This is a genomic window from Agathobaculum butyriciproducens (genome assembly GCA_003096535.1).
GTDB lineage: Bacteria > Bacillota > Clostridia > Oscillospirales > Butyricicoccaceae > Agathobaculum > Agathobaculum butyriciproducens.
Genome location: QEKJ01000009.1, coordinates 1 through 15,988, shown reverse-complemented (window position 1 = coordinate 15,988; position 15,988 = coordinate 1). Strand labels below are relative to the sequence as shown.

Genomic DNA, 15,988 nt, shown 5'->3' with positions numbered 1-15,988 from the left:
GAAACCCGAGAATCCTTCGATTCCCGGGTTTCGCCTTTTATTCCACCGCCAGCACGCTGCGGATCGTGCGGCACACGCCGTCCTCATCATTGGACGGACAAACATGCTTTGCGACCTTCTTGAGCCGTTCATGTGCATTCGCCATCGCGTAGGACTCGCCCACCGAGCGCAGAAGCTCCACATCGTTCAGATAATCGCCGAACGCCATGCACTGCGCGGATGTGATGTGCAGATTATCGCACATAACGCCCACGGCCACGCCCTTGCTCAGCCCCAGGCGCATCAAATCCACCCAGTCCGCGCCGGAGAGCGCTACCTGCAGCTTATCGTCGAACATCTGCCGATAGTACGGCAGCACGTTGGTTTCCGCCGCATTTTTGCAGAAAAGCGCTACCTTGCACACCGGCTCCTGCTGCACGGCTTCGAGCAGATCAGGCACCTTTTTGCGCCGCGCGTAGTACATCGCCATGTTCTCCACGAACACCGGATCGTCGTCCTCGTAGGCTGCGCCGTCCCGCATGGACGCGATTGCGTGCACATTCGGCAGACCGCGCGCCAGCTCCACAGCCGCGCACACCAGCTGCTGCGGCATGGCCTCGAACGACACGATTTCGCGTCCGTCGCACACCATACCGCCGTTTTCGCTGATGTACATCAGCTCGTCCGCGATCTCGCCGAACTGCTCGTACAGGTTGTAATACTGCCGTCCGGATGCAGGTGCGAAGCGTACGCCTATCTTTTTCAGCGTGCGCACCAGCGGAAAAAAGCCCTTGGGCAGCTGCTTACGGCTGGACAGCAGCGTGCCGTCCATATCTGCGGCGATCAGTTTGATCGACATGGTTTACCGTTCCTTTCCGGCGGTCTCCTCCGCCTCGAGCGTATGTTCTTCCTCGACAAACATGACTGTAAAGACCAGACTCAGCGGGATGCAGGTCAGCAGCAGCGCTTTTTCGCCAATTCTCGCGGTCGTCAGTGCGCCAATCGCACCGCCGAGGATAAAAAACAGGATGATTGAGTAATAGTTGCGCGTTTTGCGGATCGCATTCCGGTCGCCGGTCTGCGCCCAGATTACAAGCTGCTCGGTGCCCGAACGCAGGTTGCCTGTACACATCGTGGTTGCAAATGCGCTGCCGCGCACCTTGCGGAACGACTCGACCTGCATCGCGCAGATGAACGAGATCATGATGTTGACCGTGGTGTTCATGCTCTGCGGCAGGAATGCCGCTGCAATCAGCAGCACGATCTCGACCAGCACGACAATCTGTCTCCAGTGGATGTTGATGTCGCTCTGGCGTTTTTTGTACCGCCGCTTGACAATCTCCGCCGCCACAACGCCCAGTGCGAACGCCAGAATCGGCAGGAAATATTCGGCTGCCCGCAGCCAGTTGCCCTCGGCAATATTCGCGCCGAACAGGACAATATTGCCGGTCTGCGCGTTAGCAAACACCTTGCCGCGGCAGAGATAGGTATATGCGTCAAAAAAGCCGCCGGCCATAGCCAGCATTGCGCCCAACAGCAGCGATTCCGACATCTGCCCGTGCGCTCGTTTCATGGAAATTCCCCCATTTCACTTCAGCAGAGAACTTTTCTTTGTCTTCCAGCGGCTATTATAGCACAAAAAATCCCCCGATTCAATCAAATCGAGGGATTTATATTCGGTCAATATGCCGAATTATTCAGTAATACTGATACAATTCCTCTGCAGGAAATTGTATCATTTGCTCTCCGCGATGCGAATACGGTTTACCGCCTTTTTCAGCTTGCCCTGTGCGATATCCATTTCACGGTCGCCGGCCTTTTTCTGCAGAATCGCTTTCGCACGGTCTGCGGCCTCACGGGCACGGGCCACGTCGATTTCGTCGGCCCACTCGCAGGTACGCGCCAGCACGACCGTCTGCTCTGCCGAAACATCCACAAAACCGCCCGAAACCGCCGCTACACGGCGTTCGCCGTTCCGGATGATGGTCAGACCGCCGACGCCGAGCGCCGCAACATACGGCACATGGTTCGGCAGGATGCCCACATCGCCCTGTGAGGTGCGAACCACGATACGGTCCACTTCACCGTCGAAAAACTGCTTATCGACCGTGAGCACCTTGAGATGAAAGGTAGCCATATTATGCCCCCTTCTTAGCCTTCTCCACTACCTCGTCGATCGTGCCGGCAAACAGGAACGCCGACTCAGGCAGATCGTCATGCTTGCCCTCAAGAATCTCCTTGAAGCCGCGGATGGTCTCAGCGACCGGCACGTACTTGCCCGACATACCGGTAAACTGCTCTGCAACATGGAACGGCTGCGAGAGGAAGTTTTGGATCTTACGGGCACGGGCAACGGTCAGCTTGTCCTCGTCGGACAGCTCATCCATGCCGAGGATGGCGATGATATCCTGCAGGTCCTTGTACTTCTGGAGGATAGACTGCACCGCACGGGCAACCTCGTAGTGCTCCTTGCCGACAACGTCTGCCGACAGGATACGAGAGGACGAATCCAGCGGGTCAACCGCCGGGTAAATGCCCATCGAGGCAATGTCACGCGACAGTACGACCTTTGCATCCAGATGCGAGAACGTGGTGGCCGGAGCCGGGTCAGTCAGGTCATCGGCAGGCACATAAACAGCCTGTACGGACGTGATCGAGCCCTTCTTCGTCGAGGTGATTCGCTCCTGCAGCGCGCCCATCTCGGTTGCCAGCGTCGGCTGATAGCCTACAGCAGACGGCATACGGCCGAGCAGCGCGGATACCTCCGAGCCGGCCTGCGTGAAGCGGAAGATGTTGTCGATGAACAACAGCACGTCCTGACCCTCGACATCGCGGAAATACTCCGCCATCGTCAGACCGGAAAGTGCAACGCGCATACGCGCTCCGGGCGGCTCGTTCATCTGGCCGTAAACCAGAGCCGTCTTGTTGATAACGCCGGATTCCTGCATCTCGTTGTACAGGTCGTTGCCCTCACGAGTACGCTCGCCTACACCGGTGAATACCGAAATACCGCCGTGCTGCTTTGCGATGTTGTTGATCAGCTCCATGATGATAACGGTCTTGCCGACGCCTGCGCCGCCGAACAGACCGATCTTGCCGCCCTTGGCGAACGGCGCGATCAGGTCAACGACCTTGATGCCGGTCTCGAGGATCTCGGTCGTGGACTGCTGCTCCTCGTAGGACGGCGCCGGACGATGGATCGGCCAGCGCTCCTCGTCCTCGACCGCCGGCTTGTTGTCCACCGGCTGACCGAGCAGGTTGAAGATACGTCCGAGGTTCTTGTCGCCTACCGGCACCGTGATCGGGCTGCCGGTATCGACTGCCTTCATGCCGCGCACCAAGCCGTCGGTGGATTCCATTGCGATGCAGCGCACGGTATCCTGACCGATGTGCTGCGCAACCTCGACCGTGATGATCTGACCGTGGTTGTCGATCGTAATAGCATTCAGCAGCTTCGGAAGCGCGTCAGCGGCAAATTTAATGTCAAGCACCGGTCCGGTGATCTGGACAACGGTGCCAATATTCTGCTCACTCATTGGCAAAACTCCCTTTTGTGAAAAGAGTGAAGAGTGCAGAGTTCAGAGTGAAGAGATGAGAGGTATCTCCGCTCTCCACTCTTCTATCTCCACTCTCGATTAAGCTCCTACCTCGCCCGAGCCGGCTACGATCTCCGTAATTTCCTGCGTGATCGCTGCCTGACGCGCACGGTTGTAGGACAGATTCAGATTTTCGATCATCTCGCCCGCGTTATCCGACGCAGCCTCCATTGCCATGCGGCGCGCCGACTGCTCGGAGCAGTAGCTTTCGACTACCGCGCCGTACAGCACGCCGTACAGGTACTCCGGGATGACTGCATCGAACACGCTCTCCGGCGAGGGATCGTATTCGGTCAGAACATGAGCGCCCTTGGGCTGAGCCTCCGCCGCATCGAAGTGCGCGGGCAGCAGCTTGAGGCACTTCGGCTCCTGCTGCAGAGGAGAGATAAACTCCGTGTAGCACAGGAAAACCTCGTCCACCTTGCCCTCGCGGAACAGCTTCAGCATGTCCTCCACGATGGGATGCGTATCACTGATGCGCATGGTCTCGGCAATGCCGGGATAGTCCGCCGCCACCGTTACCGGACGCTTTGCGTAATGCTCCTGCGCCTTTTTGCCGATGGTGATGACCTGCGCCTGCTTGCCCTGCATCTCGGCAGCGGCAAGCTTGAACAGGTTGGCGTTGTAGCCGCCCGCCAGTCCGCGGTCGCCCGCAATGACGATGTACAGGCTGTTCTTGACCTCACGCGGTCTGGTATAAACCGATTCGCTGCCGCGCGTTGCACCCGCCAGATGCGTAATCGTCTGGTACAGGGCGTTGAAGTACGGTCTTGCACCGAGCGCACGCTCCTTCGCGTGGCGCATCTTGGAGGACGCGACCAGCTCCATCGCCTTGGTGATCTGCATGGTGGACTGCACCGATTTGATACGGCGCTTGATGTCCTTCATATTTCCGGAAGCCATTTTCAGTCCCTCCCTTTCGCGTTAGTGCTCGGAAAGGAACTTACTCTTGCATTCCTCGATTGCCTTTGTCAGCTTTTCCTTCACATCGTCCTCCAGCTTGCCGGTGGTGCGGATGGACTCCGGAATGTCGCTGTAAACGCTGTCCACGAAGGAGAACAGCTCCTTCTCGAACTCGCTGATCTGATTTGCCGGAATATCGAGCAGTGCGCCCGAAACAACGGCATAGATGATGATAACCTGCTTTTCGACCGGAATCGGGCTGTTCTGCGGCTGCTTGAGCACCTCTACGATGCGCGCGCCCTGTTCCAGACGCTTCTTGGTGTCCGCGTCCAAGTCGGAGCCGAACTGCGAGAACGCCTGCAGCTCACGGAACTGCGAGTACGCCAGCTTAAGCGTACCGGCAACCTTCTTCATCGCCTTGATCTGCGCGTTGCCGCCGACGCGGGATACCGAAATACCCGGGTTTACCGCCGGACGGATACCGGAGTTGAACAGCTCGGTCTCGAGGAAGATCTGACCGTCGGTAATGGAGATTACGTTGGTCGGGATATACGCTGAAACGTCGCCTGCCTGCGTCTCGATGATCGGGAGTGCGGTCAGGCTGCCGCCGTTCTGGATGTTCGCTGCACGCTCGAGCAGACGGGAGTGCAGATAGAATACGTCGCCCGGATAAGCCTCACGTCCTGGCGGACGGTGAAGCAGAAGGGAAAGTGCACGGTAAGCTACCGCGTGCTTGGACAGATCGTCGTAAATGACCAGAACGTCCTTGCCCTTGTGCATGAAGAATTCACCGATCGAGCAGCCCGCGTACGGTGCAATGTACTGCAGCGGTGCAGACTCGGATGCGGTTGCGGCGACGATGCAGGTATAATCCATCGCGCCGTTGGCAGCGAGCGTCTCTGCAACCTGTGCAACGGTCGAACGTTTCTGACCGATGGCTACATAGATACAAATAACGCCGGTGCCCTTCTGATTGATGATGGTGTCCAGACAGATCGCGGTCTTGCCGGTCTGACGGTCACCGATGATCAGCTCACGCTGACCGCGGCCGATCGGAATCATGGAGTCGATTGCCTTGATACCGGTCTGGAGCGGCACATTAACGGGTGCGCGCTCGATGATGCCCGGTGCGGGCATTTCGATCGGACGGCTCTCCTTAGTCTCGATAGCGCCCTTGCCGTCGATCGGCTTGCCGAGTGCGTCAACAACGCGGCCCAGCATCGCTTCACCGACCGGGACCTCCACGATGCGCTTGGTGCGCTTTACCGTGTCACCCTCGCGGATGTTCTGATCCGAGCCGAGGATAACCGCGCCGACCAGCTCTTCCTCGAGGTTCTGCGCCATGCCCTGCACGCCGCCCGGAAATTCGAGCAGCTCGCCTGCCATGCAGTTTTCAAGGCCATGGATATGCGCGATACCGTCACCGACGGTAACAACCGTGCCCACGTCGGTCAGCTTGATCTGGCTCTGATAATGCGTGATCTGCTCCTTGATAATGCTGCTGATCTCTTCGGAGCGCAATTCCATAAAAATCACCTGCTTTCCTGTGTACCGGTCAACCGTGCTGCAAGCTCTTCCAGACGGGTGCGCAGGCTGGTATCGAACTGCTCGTTGTTGACTTTCACAACGATGCCGCCCATGATGCTCGGATCGACCGAGCATTTCAGCTCTACCTTTTTGCCCGTAACCTGTTCCATCTTGCCGCGCAGCTTGTCGGTCAGCGCCGCACTCATCGGCACCGCCGTGACCGCCAGCACCTCTACGATGCCGTTTTCAAAATAATACTGCTCCTTATATGCCTGACACATCTCGTGGATAAGGCCGATGCGGCCCTTATCCGTTACGAGCATCAGGAAATTGAGCAGAAAAGGCTCGATACGTCCCTCGAACACGGTTTTGAGGACCTTTTGTTTGTCCTCCGCCGCGATAGAGGGCGTTGTGAGCATTTTGAGGAAATCCGGTTCGCTGTCAAACGCCGCGCACACCTCGGTCAGCTGATCGAGATACAGCTTTTCCTGCTTCTCGTCCTGCGCGACCTCGTAAAGGCTCAGTGCGTAGCGCTCGCTTACCATATCCGCCATGTTTGCTCACCCCACCTTGTCAATAAAGTCTTCGATAAAGCGTTCGTGATCCTCCGGCTTTACATCGCGCTCCACGATCTTGGAGGCGATCATCACGGACAGATCCGCAACCTCATCCTTGAGTTCCTTGTGCGCCTTGATGCGCTCCTGCTCGATAACGCGCTCGGCCTTCTTGACCATAGCGGATGCCTGCTGCGAGGACTCGCGCAGGATCTCATCGCTGCGCTCTGCGGCACGGCGGGTAGCGGAGCCGACGATCTCGGCAGCCTCCTCCTTCGCCTTGGACAGACGCTCGGTATATTCGCTGCGCATCTGCTCGGCCTCGCTCTGCGCCTTTTCGGCGGTGGAGTACATGGACTCGACCTCCTCGGTGCGGGCAGCCAGCATTTTGCGCACCGGCTTGTACAGAAACTTCTTGATGATCAGGAACGTAATGAGCGTGTTGCACATCGTCACGAGGATCTCCCACCAGCCGATGCTGACGAACGCTTCATATAATGCTTCTGTCACTGGTTTACCTCCTTCCCAAACGGAAGAATCCGTTTCGTCTTTTCATTCTCAACCACTCACTTTACAGCGAAGCGGTCGTAGAAGTGTCAATATTCCAGTCGGCATAAACGATTGGGATATTGCCGCCTCCAATTAGAACTGGCCAACGAACGGATTGGCAAACAGCAGGATCAGCGCGATAACCAGCGCGTAAATACCGGTGGACTCGGCCATTGCGATACCAAGGATCATGGTACGGGTGATATCGCCCTGCGCCTCCGGCTGACGGCCGATTGCGGAGCACGCCTGACCGGCAGCATAACCCTCGCCGATACCAGGGCCAAGGCCGGCGATCATTGCCATACCTGCACCAAGAGCGGACATACCTGCTACGAATGCTTTGGGATCCATACTTTTCTTCCTCCTAATTCAGATAACGAAATTGGAATTTGTTTTTTCTTCACGTCAGCTGTTGCGTGCGTCGCCTACATAAGCCATGGTGAGCATACTGAAGATGAACGCCTGCATGCAGGCCGTGAAGCAGTCAAAATACAGCGACAGCACACCGGGCAGACCGATCTGCAGCAGCGCGATATTATCGGGCAGGAAACCCAATACCGCATTAGACAGCACCTTGAGTGCGCCCATGATGAGCGTGGTGATAACCAGGCCGCCTGCCATGTTGCCGAAGTGACGGAACGACATGGAGACCGGCGTTGCGATCTCGCTGAGCACGTTGAGCGGCGCCATAACGAAGATCGGCTCGAGGAACCCCTTCAGGTAGCCCTTGATGCCGCCGTACTTGATCTTATTGAACGTGATCAGCACGAACGTGATGATCGCCCAGCCGAGCGTGGTGTTCAGGTCTGCCGTGGTGGAGCGCATCCAGAACAGGCTGGCCAGCGAACCGAACAGCGAGCTCATCATCAGCGTCATAATGTACGGCGAGAAAGCCTGACAGCCTTCACCCATCGTGCTTTCGACCAGACCGTCGATCATCAGCACCGCCTTTTCGGCCAGTGCCTGCTTGCCTTTTGGGATCTTCTGCATGCGGTGTGTTAAAAAGATACACAGGAACAGGATAAACGCCATGATGATCCATGAGTTTCTCATGGTCTCCGTGATCGGCAGATTGGTATTGCCGAACAAATAACCCAGTATTTTAGGACCGTTTATTTCGACGTTCAACCGTTTAACCTCCTTTCCGCTGAACTGCGTGGCGCCAGAGGAGCAGCGCCTTGGTGAAAAACAGCGGAATGACCGCTGCAGCTGCGTTCAGATACGGCAGCTTGATCGCCGCGATAACGAACACCGCCGTGAGCATGTAGCGAACTACATAGCCGCGCCGCGTAATGCGAATGCCCTGTGCCGGCGGAAAGGCGGTTGCCCTTACCGTGCTCCTGCCGATCATGTAGAACAGCAGCAGCGCGAACGCCGTACCGAGCAGAACGCTTGCGCCGGACCGAGCGATACCCTGTCCGCAAAGAGCGAACACACCGAAGGTCACCAGCGCCAGCGGGAGCATGCCGCGCAGCATGCGCTTCGTTTCCTCATAAACGATGTGCATTCCCGTCACAGCTCCTTTTCTTTCTCTGCACTTTCTCTGGCTTTGCGCTCGGTGAATCGCAGAAAATCACGCAGGCTGCAGGCTGCAACCGCGATGCCGAGCAGGATTCCGATAATCACCACACCGTTGCCCCAACCGAACCGGTTGCGGAGCCATATCGCTCCGAAGCAGCAAAGCACCGGCGGTGTGATCACTGTGAAGCCTACCTGAGAAAAATAGATCAGGTAGCGCAGCACACTAAAGCCTTCTTTCCCTCTTTGCAATCGCATTCCCCCTTCATGAACGCCATAGCAACATTGTACAAAATGCAGTGTGCTCCCTCGGCACACTATATTACTTATTATAAACAACTTACCCAAAAAGTAAAATACTTTTGCTCAGAAAATCTAAATATTTTTTGTAGATTTGTGTCGTATTATACATTCTGCACAAATTATTCTTATTAAGTATATGCAAAATGCCAGATTGTCTTTTTTATCACAAAGGGAAAAAGACGCAGCATTTCTCATTATTTTTTCTTACCAGCCCGGCTGCGGGCAAAAGAAAAAAGCAACGACTTTCATCGTTGCTTTTTTGTGCTTGCGATATGTATTTCCGTTTAAGGATTACAGGAAACGCTTCATGCCTTCGGTAGCAGACTCCGGCTCCTCGCTGAGCGAAACGGTGAAGTTTACGCTGTGCTTGGAAGAGAATGCGTCCAGAGCGACGAGGAACTCCTCAGCCTTGGCTGCGTCCTTGCCGCCGATGATCTTGTACAGACCATCGATGAAGACACGGGTGATATCGTAGTTGCCGGCATGCAGACCGCCAACAAAGCCGAGCAGGCCTGCGATGTCGCTAACCGGATAATCCGCTGCGTCGATCAGACGCGCGTCATGCGAGATATCGAAAGTCAGCTTGTTGCCGCGGGAAATGCAAACGACACTGCCCTTTTCTTCTTTTACTGCAGCGTTGACCTGATCAATAAGCTCCTTGGTCTTACCGGAACCGGTACCGCCAATAATAAGTTTTACCATAGTTTTTATCCTCCCAACCTTTGAGGTTGCTATTAGTGTACCATAGTTTAGCCAAAATCACAAGTCCGAATTGCAAACTTTCCGTCATTTTGTATGGTAAATTTCTCAGCCTTTCCAATTTTGTTCGGAAAACGCCGGATTTTGATGTTATTTTACATCTTTTACAACATTTCCTGCAAGGCCGCGCACAAAGGAAATAAGCAGCTCAGGCAGTCCGAGCGCGTCCACACCGGCTTGGGCGATGATGGGAACAGTCAAAACCGTCTCTCCGCCGGCGGATACCGTCATTTCGCCCAACCGCTGACCGGCCTGTATCGGCGCGGTGAGCGTCTCCGGCAGGTCGAACGCGGTCTGCATATCCCCTGCTCTCGTCTTTTCAATCACGAACGAATCGCTGCCCTCGAGCACCGGCTGCACGGTCTCCGCGGTGCCGAGCGTCACCGGAATGGGTGCCAGATCGTCAGCCGCAGGCATGTACGCCGTGAAGTTGGCAAAGCCGTAATTGAGCAGCGCGGTCGCGTCCGCTGTGCGGTTCTCCTTGGTGGGCGCCGCCATCACGACCGCTACAAGGCTCAGTCCGTCCCGCTCGGCACTTGCAGAAATGCAGAAGCCGGCCTCGCGGATGTAGCCGGTTTTGAGACCGGTCAGACCCTGATAGCTTTTGAGCATCTTGTTCGTGTTCGCCAGACCGAATTTGCCGCCGCGCACGGTATCCATCCAGATGCCGGTGTACTCCAGTATTTTCGGGTGACGCAGCAGCTCGCAGGAAATAAGCGCAAGGTCGCGTGCCGAGGTCAGCGTCTTTTGACCTTCGCCGTCCAGTCCGTTGGCGTTGATGAACGTTGTGTTCGTGCAGCCGAGTTCGCGTGCGCGCGTGTTCATCCGTTCGACAAAGGCGGCCTCTGTGCCCGCCAGATGCTCCGCTACCGCAACCGCACAGTCATTCGCTGAACCGACCGCAATCGCCTTGAGCATTTCATCCAGTGTCAGCTGCTCACCCGGCTCCAGCCAGATCTGCGTGCCGCCCATCGAACAGGCGTACTCACTGCCGGTTATCATGGTGTCCAGTGTCACCTCGCCGCGCTCGAGCGCCTCCATCGCCAGCAGCATGGTCATGATCTTTGTCACCGACGCAGGCTGCAGCTGCTCGTCGGCGTTATAGACGTAAAGCTCCTGCCCGTTTGCCGCATACAGTGCCGCCGATTTCGCGTAGAGCGCGCCCATTTCGGGCAGCGCCGCCGCCTGCACCGTAAGCATACCGCTGAGTAAAGCGGTACAGATTATCTTCTTCACTTCTGTTCACCCCTTTATGACAGGCTATGTGCCGGACAGATAGATTATGCAGTCAGGCAGGAGTTAGGAGTGAGGAGGTTTCCTTAATTAATAATTAGGAATTAGGAGTTAGTAATTGGTGAAATCTGGTGTGTTCTTCCAACGTTCCGGATTTCTTGGCGAGAAATCGCTATTTCTTGGCGAGAAAGTACACAGTGAACGGGATTTATCGTACGGAAAATCCACAGAGCAGAGAAGAGTACAGAAGAGTACAGAAGAGCAGAGAACAGTACAGTACAGTAGAGCAGACCAGAGCAGAGAAGAAAAGAAAAGAGTAGATATTACAGCAGAGAACAGCAGAGCAGAACAAAATTGAGAATGGAGAATGGAAAATGACTGACTGATCCTGATTTGACGGTTCTGATGGAGAGAGTGAATTTATTTCTCTGAATAAAAAATGGAGAACGCTCTCCCATCGAGTTCATTCTCCATCTTCCATTTTCAATTCTCCATTACCTTCCACGGTGCGACCGTACCGAACGAATGAAAATTCCACTGCGCCTCGGTGAGCGACAGCCCATGATTCTGGTCGCTCGGCTTATCCGGCTCGCCTTCGACATCGTAATCAATCTCCCAGCCGCACATGGGGCAGATATACCCCCACGAAGGATTCTCGGGGATCTCTGCGCCGCAGCACGGACACGGCTCGGTCGGTGTTTCCGGCATCCAGTCAAGGCTGTCCGGCTCGTCCTCCCCGGATACGGCATCCGGCCGGAAGTACGGGTCAAGTTCTTCCTCGTCCTCCTGCTCCTGCACGCCGCCGAAAAACGCCTCCGGCAGAAAGGCATACTCGTCCTTATTCAATTTCGATCAGCACCGGACAATGATCCGAACCGAACACGTCGGTCAGGATACGCGCGTCCTTGACCCGCTGGGCAAAGCGATTGGACACGAGAAAATAGTCGATACGCCAGCCTGCGTTCTTCTCTCTGGCGTGGAAACGGTAGCTCCACCACGAATACACGCCCTCGAGCGTGGGGTTAAAATGGCGGAACGTATCCGTAAAGCCTGCGGCGAGCAATTCGGTCATCTTGCCGCGCTCCTCGTCGGTGAAGCCTGCGTTCTTGCGGTTGGTCTTGGGGTTCTTGAGGTCAATTTCCTCATGCGCGACATTCATATCGCCGCACACGATGACCGGCTTCTCCGCATCCAGCTTTACCAGATACTCGCGGAAGGCATCCTCCCACGTCATGCGGTAATCCAGACGCTTGAGTTCATTCTGCGAGTTGGGCGTATACACGGTAACGAGGTAGAATTCGCCGTAGTCGGCGGTGATGACACGGCCCTCGTGGTCGTGCTCCTCAATGCCAAGACCATAGGTGACGTTCTGCGGCTCGGTTTTGGTGAACAGCGCCACACCGGAGTATCCCTTCTTCTCTGCCGAGTTCCAGTATTCGCGGTAGCCGCCCTCGAGCGGCACATCAGCCTGTCCCGGCTGCATCTTGGTCTCCTGCAGGCACAGCATATCCGGCTGCTCGGCGGCAACAAAATCAAGGAAACCCTTGCCCATGCACGCACGCAGACCGTTTACATTCCATGAGATCAGCTTCATTTGCGTTCTCCTTTACGCTACGATGCGGACGGTATTGCCGTCCGGGTCGAGCACAAAACTGCCGTAGCAGCCATCCTTGCCGACGACAGGGCCATCTGTGATCTCATAGCCCTCCGAGCGCATCTGCTCGGTCAGCGCGTCCACGTTCTCGCGGGTGCCCGCCTTGAACGACGTATGCGCCCAGCCGGTCCACAGACGCGAGTGCTCGGCGTCCTCAAACTGCGGACGGGTCACAATTTCAAGCCGTGCGCCGTCGGCAAAGGACACAAAGCACGCCTGCGTGCCGGTCTCCTCGTTCTGGTACAGCTTGCCCGCCGTACCGTCAAAATATTTGGTGTAAAATTCACACAGACGCTCTAAATCGCGTGTATACAGTGCAATATGGTCGATCTGCATAACGGAAACTCACTCCTTTACAATACCGCTCTCGTCAATGCGGCGAACCGCCTCTGCCATGCGCTCGGGCGGAACGACAAGCGCCATGCGGACGTAGCCTTCACCCTGTTCACCGAAGGCGCTGCCCGGAACCACGATAACGCCGGTCTTTTCCATCAGCTCAATGGCGAAGTCCACCGAGGACGCAAAGCGCTCCGGAATCTTCGCCCAGACGAACATGGTGCCCTGTGCATCCGGCACGTTCCAGCCGATCGAGCGCAGACCGCCGCACAGCGCGTCGCGGCGCGCCATGTAGCCGGTGCGGTTGCTCTCTACCACATCCTGCGGACCGTTGAGCGCGGCAGCCGCACCCGCCATGATCGGGTAGAACATGCCGTAGTCGATCTGCGAGCGGAACGCGCGGAAACGGCTGATAACCTCGCGGTTGCCGAGTGCGAAGGACACGCGCATGCCGGTCAGGTTGTAGGTCTTGGACAGCGAGTTGAACTCGATGCCGACCTCCTTCGCGCCCGGAATGGACAGGAAGGACAGACCCTTTTCCCCGTTCAGCATAATGTCGGAATACGCGTTATCGTGCAGAACGATGATGTTGTGCTCACGCGCCCAGAGGACCAGCTTTTCGTAGAACTTACGGTCGGCAACGGCGGTGGTCGGGTTGTTCGGATAGGAAACAACGATCGCCTTTGCACGCTCTGCCACGTCCTCCGGAATGTCGTTAAAGTCCAGCTGCCAGTTCTTCTCGGCATACAGCGGGTACAGACCGACCGTTGCGCCGGTCATCATCGGGCCGAACGAGAAGATCGGGTAGCCCGGGTCCGGTGCAAGGATCAGGTCGTTCGGGCCGGCGAAGGCAAAGCCAACGTGTGCAATGCCCTCCTGCGAGCCGCACACAGCCATGATCTCGTCGTCGGCAAGCGTGACGTCATAGCGGCGCTTGTACCAGTTTTCTACGGCGTCGAGCAGCTCGCGCGTTTCGTTCAGCGAATACTTGTACATATCCGGGTCGAGTGCAGCGCGGCTGACGGCCTCCATCACATGCTTTCCCGGCTGAAAATCCGGCGTGCCGATGGACAGATTGATGACGTCCATGCCGCCTTCGAGGAGCGACTTCTTGCGCTCGTCGAGCTTGTTGAAAATATTGCTGTCTGCGATTTCTCCCGCTTTGATGAATTTCATGCTGATTATCTCCCAAGTAAAAATTCTATAACCGTCCGGTTGAAGCGGGACGGCTGCTTTGCTGCAACAAAGTGGTCGCCGTCGCGGAAAACCTCCACTTCACAGTGGGGGATGTGCGAGGCCATCTCCTTTGTCTGCTTTTCGCGTATTGCATCGTGCTCGCCGACGATGATGAGGGTCGGCATGGTCAGCCGCTCCAGATCGTTCATCGTCACTCCGTACGGGTGCACCATCAGTCCGAGCACATCCCTTCGGCGCGCCGCCTTTTTGCTGAAACGGCTCAGCGCCGCAGCAACACCGTAGCCTGCCATAACGGGCAGCTGCACCTGCGGCTTGACGCCGCTGAACATCTCCACATTGGCCGCGTTGAGGATGAGTTTATCTATATATTCCGGGTGCGTCAGTGCGAATTTGATCGCCAGATTGCCACCGTCCGAAAAGCCGAGGAAGTGCGCTTTTTTCACGCCGAGCGTGTCCAGCACGGTTTTGAGATCCTCCGCCATCATTTCAAACGACAGGCCGTGCCCGCCGCTCCCGGAGGCGCCGTGCCCGCGGCTGTCCACCGCAATAACGCGGTAAAAGCGGGTCAGCTCGGGTATCTGGGCGTTCCAGTATGAGCTGTCCTCGCCGTTGCCGTGCAGCAGCACGAGCGGCTTTCCTCGGCCGACATCGTAATAAGCAATCCGGGCATCACCGCACACGACGAATTCCGGTTCATAACCGAACATATCTATTTCAAACCCTTTCTGCATTGCTCCACAAAATCAGTCGGGTGATGGATGAGCGCGGCGGTCTCTTCCACGGAACGGCCCTCGCCCAGCAGGCGAAGTGCGATGTGCTCCATGGACTCACCGACCTCGATCATGTGCCAGTCCGGGTCGTACAGGCGCACCACACGCTGCTGCCACGCATGCGTCATCGGCGGATGCACCAGTTCCACGTCCAGGTGTCTGCGCAGCTTTTCCGTGAACGCGTCAAAGTCGTCCACCTCAAAGTAAAGCTCCATGTTGTGCGACTGGTGCAGGATCGTGGATTTGGGCACGCCGGTCAGCCTGTCAAAATCCTGCTGCACGGCAAAGCCGCCGGAAAACGTCACGTTTCCGCCTAAATCCAGCACAACCTCCTGATCGAACAGATCATGGTAAAATTTCTTTGAAATCTCCACATCACGCACCGCCAGCAGCGGCATTCGGAACTTTATCATAGTGCAGCCTCCATCAACCCAAACCAAAAGCGGAAAATCCGCTCGGAATAGAAACTAAATTTTCTGTTTGGCTTCTATTTTATCACATTTTGATGAATCGGTAAAGTAGGCATAGAAAAAGGGAATGAATTTTACTTCATTCCCTTCTTTGCGATCAGATTGTCGCCAGAACGCTCTTTGCAAACTTCAAATCCGCACGTTTAACGTAGATTTTGTAAACGACTCTCGCCTCGGCATTCATGCCGAACGTGCCGGACGAACGCCGGTTTTCAAACAGTCCGCCGCTCATCAGATCGACCGTTTTCGTGGCCGCATCTATGCCTTTCGCTCTGAGTGCCTTAACGATTTTGTCCATCTCCGCCATGGTGAAAACTTCGGTAAGCTCTGTTTTGAACAGCATTGCATTCCCTCCCTGTGCAATTCCGTAAATGGTTATCCTGCCTTGTGCTTATCATACCCCGGAGAGTGCGGCTTGTCAATCGTCATACGACAGCCGGATTACTGCTTTTAATAAACAGGCGCGAGGAAAAGAGAGGCAACGGTGTAAAATTAAATCGAGACATAACAAAAACCCGAGCTTTCGTTAAAAAACTCGGGTTTTGTGGTACACCATCACGGGCTCGAACCGTGGACCCACTGATTAAGAGTCAGTTGCTCTACCAACTGAGCTAATGGTGCATACTTTCTTGTGTACAAG

General features: G+C 56.0%; 22 protein-coding genes and 1 tRNA gene. 1 reads left to right on the top strand and 22 read right to left on the bottom strand.

Annotation, left to right across the window (positions count from 1 at the left end; translation table 11 throughout):
- Positions 1-37: 37 nt before the first annotated feature.
- The 14 genes from C7386_RS08070 to C7386_RS08005 form a co-directional block, all read right to left on the bottom strand.
- A complete protein-coding gene (locus C7386_RS08070) occupies positions 38-838 on the bottom strand; it encodes a Cof-type HAD-IIB family hydrolase (RefSeq protein WP_116705251.1) in 801 nt (266 codons plus the stop codon).
- A gap of 3 nt (positions 839-841) precedes the next feature.
- Positions 842-1,552, bottom strand: a complete 711-nt coding sequence (locus C7386_RS08065) for a YoaK family protein (RefSeq protein ID WP_116705250.1) — start codon at positions 1,550-1,552, stop codon at positions 842-844.
- A gap of 162 nt (positions 1,553-1,714) precedes the next feature.
- Positions 1,715-2,116, bottom strand: a complete 402-nt coding sequence (gene atpC / locus C7386_RS08060; protein ID WP_110436669.1) for an ATP synthase F1 subunit epsilon — start codon at positions 2,114-2,116, stop codon at positions 1,715-1,717.
- Position 2,117: 1 nt separating this feature from the next.
- Complete coding sequence (gene atpD / locus C7386_RS08055; protein ID WP_110436668.1) at positions 2,118-3,515, bottom strand: F0F1 ATP synthase subunit beta; 1,398 nt, start codon at positions 3,513-3,515, stop codon at positions 2,118-2,120.
- Positions 3,516-3,614: 99 nt separating this feature from the next.
- Positions 3,615-4,478, bottom strand: a complete 864-nt coding sequence (gene atpG, locus C7386_RS08050; protein WP_110436667.1) for an ATP synthase F1 subunit gamma — start codon at positions 4,476-4,478, stop codon at positions 3,615-3,617.
- Positions 4,479-4,499: 21 nt separating this feature from the next.
- Positions 4,500-6,005, bottom strand: coding sequence for a F0F1 ATP synthase subunit alpha (gene atpA, locus C7386_RS08045; protein WP_110436666.1), 1,506 nt, complete (start codon positions 6,003-6,005; stop codon positions 4,500-4,502).
- A gap of 5 nt (positions 6,006-6,010) precedes the next feature.
- On the bottom strand, positions 6,011-6,559 hold the full coding sequence (gene atpH / locus C7386_RS08040; RefSeq protein ID WP_110436665.1) for an ATP synthase F1 subunit delta: 549 nt from the start codon (positions 6,557-6,559) through the stop codon (positions 6,011-6,013).
- 6 nt (positions 6,560-6,565) lie between these two features.
- Positions 6,566-7,069, bottom strand: a complete 504-nt coding sequence (gene atpF, locus C7386_RS08035; protein WP_110436664.1) for a F0F1 ATP synthase subunit B — start codon at positions 7,067-7,069, stop codon at positions 6,566-6,568.
- Between the two features lie 132 nt (positions 7,070-7,201).
- On the bottom strand, positions 7,202-7,459 hold the full coding sequence (atpE, locus tag C7386_RS08030) for an ATP synthase F0 subunit C (RefSeq protein WP_110436663.1): 258 nt from the start codon (positions 7,457-7,459) through the stop codon (positions 7,202-7,204).
- A 54-nt stretch (positions 7,460-7,513) separates the two neighbouring features.
- The gene (locus C7386_RS08025; protein WP_227599872.1) at positions 7,514-8,236 is read right to left on the bottom strand and encodes a F0F1 ATP synthase subunit A; all 723 of its coding nucleotides are present in this window, start codon (positions 8,234-8,236) and stop codon (positions 7,514-7,516) included.
- Positions 8,237-8,240: 4 nt separating this feature from the next.
- Positions 8,241-8,615, bottom strand: a complete 375-nt coding sequence (locus C7386_RS08020) for an ATP synthase subunit I (RefSeq protein ID WP_110436662.1) — start codon at positions 8,613-8,615, stop codon at positions 8,241-8,243.
- Between the two features lie 5 nt (positions 8,616-8,620).
- Entirely contained in the window at positions 8,621-8,878 is a 258-nt protein-coding gene (locus C7386_RS08015; RefSeq protein WP_158557226.1) for an AtpZ/AtpI family protein, read from the bottom strand.
- Positions 8,879-9,220: 342 nt separating this feature from the next.
- The gene (locus C7386_RS08010) at positions 9,221-9,631 is read right to left on the bottom strand and encodes a hypothetical protein (protein WP_110436660.1); all 411 of its coding nucleotides are present in this window, start codon (positions 9,629-9,631) and stop codon (positions 9,221-9,223) included.
- A 147-nt stretch (positions 9,632-9,778) separates the two neighbouring features.
- Complete coding sequence (locus tag C7386_RS08005) at positions 9,779-10,924, bottom strand: D-alanyl-D-alanine carboxypeptidase family protein (RefSeq protein WP_133241588.1); 1,146 nt, start codon at positions 10,922-10,924, stop codon at positions 9,779-9,781.
- A 118-nt stretch (positions 10,925-11,042) separates the two neighbouring features.
- Between C7386_RS08005 and C7386_RS08000 the strand changes: the two genes are divergently transcribed.
- Positions 11,043-11,279 carry a hypothetical protein gene (locus C7386_RS08000; RefSeq protein WP_133241587.1) on the top strand — a complete coding sequence of 79 codons (237 nt, stop codon included), beginning with the start codon at positions 11,043-11,045 and terminating at the stop codon, positions 11,277-11,279.
- Positions 11,280-11,404: 125 nt separating this feature from the next.
- On the opposite strand, the gene C7386_RS07995 is transcribed toward C7386_RS08000, so the two are convergent.
- The 8 genes from C7386_RS07995 to C7386_RS07960 all read right to left on the bottom strand — a co-directional run bounded on the left by C7386_RS07995 (position 11,405) and on the right by C7386_RS07960 (position 15,969).
- Positions 11,405-11,767: a CPCC family cysteine-rich protein gene (locus C7386_RS07995; RefSeq protein WP_110436657.1), complete on the bottom strand. Its 363-nt coding sequence runs from the start codon at positions 11,765-11,767 to the stop codon at positions 11,405-11,407.
- The gene (locus C7386_RS07990) at positions 11,760-12,515 is read right to left on the bottom strand and encodes an exodeoxyribonuclease III (protein ID WP_116705249.1); all 756 of its coding nucleotides are present in this window, start codon (positions 12,513-12,515) and stop codon (positions 11,760-11,762) included. Before C7386_RS07990 ends, C7386_RS07995 begins: the two co-directional genes overlap by 8 nt.
- Positions 12,516-12,527: 12 nt before the next feature.
- Positions 12,528-12,911 carry a VOC family protein gene (locus C7386_RS07985; RefSeq protein WP_110436655.1) on the bottom strand — a complete coding sequence of 128 codons (384 nt, stop codon included), beginning with the start codon at positions 12,909-12,911 and terminating at the stop codon, positions 12,528-12,530.
- A gap of 9 nt (positions 12,912-12,920) precedes the next feature.
- Positions 12,921-14,087, bottom strand: a complete 1,167-nt coding sequence (locus tag C7386_RS07980; RefSeq protein ID WP_116705248.1) for an aminotransferase class I/II-fold pyridoxal phosphate-dependent enzyme — start codon at positions 14,085-14,087, stop codon at positions 12,921-12,923.
- 5 nt (positions 14,088-14,092) lie between these two features.
- Complete coding sequence (locus C7386_RS07975; RefSeq protein ID WP_158578100.1) at positions 14,093-14,815, bottom strand: alpha/beta fold hydrolase; 723 nt, start codon at positions 14,813-14,815, stop codon at positions 14,093-14,095.
- A 2-nt stretch (positions 14,816-14,817) separates the two neighbouring features.
- On the bottom strand, positions 14,818-15,288 hold the full coding sequence (locus C7386_RS07970) for a VOC family protein (RefSeq protein ID WP_116705275.1): 471 nt from the start codon (positions 15,286-15,288) through the stop codon (positions 14,818-14,820).
- Between the two features lie 157 nt (positions 15,289-15,445).
- The gene (locus C7386_RS07965; protein WP_116705247.1) at positions 15,446-15,691 is read right to left on the bottom strand and encodes a hypothetical protein; all 246 of its coding nucleotides are present in this window, start codon (positions 15,689-15,691) and stop codon (positions 15,446-15,448) included.
- Between the two features lie 202 nt (positions 15,692-15,893).
- Positions 15,894-15,969 (bottom strand) — tRNA-Lys (locus C7386_RS07960).
- Positions 15,970-15,988 lie beyond the last annotated feature (19 nt).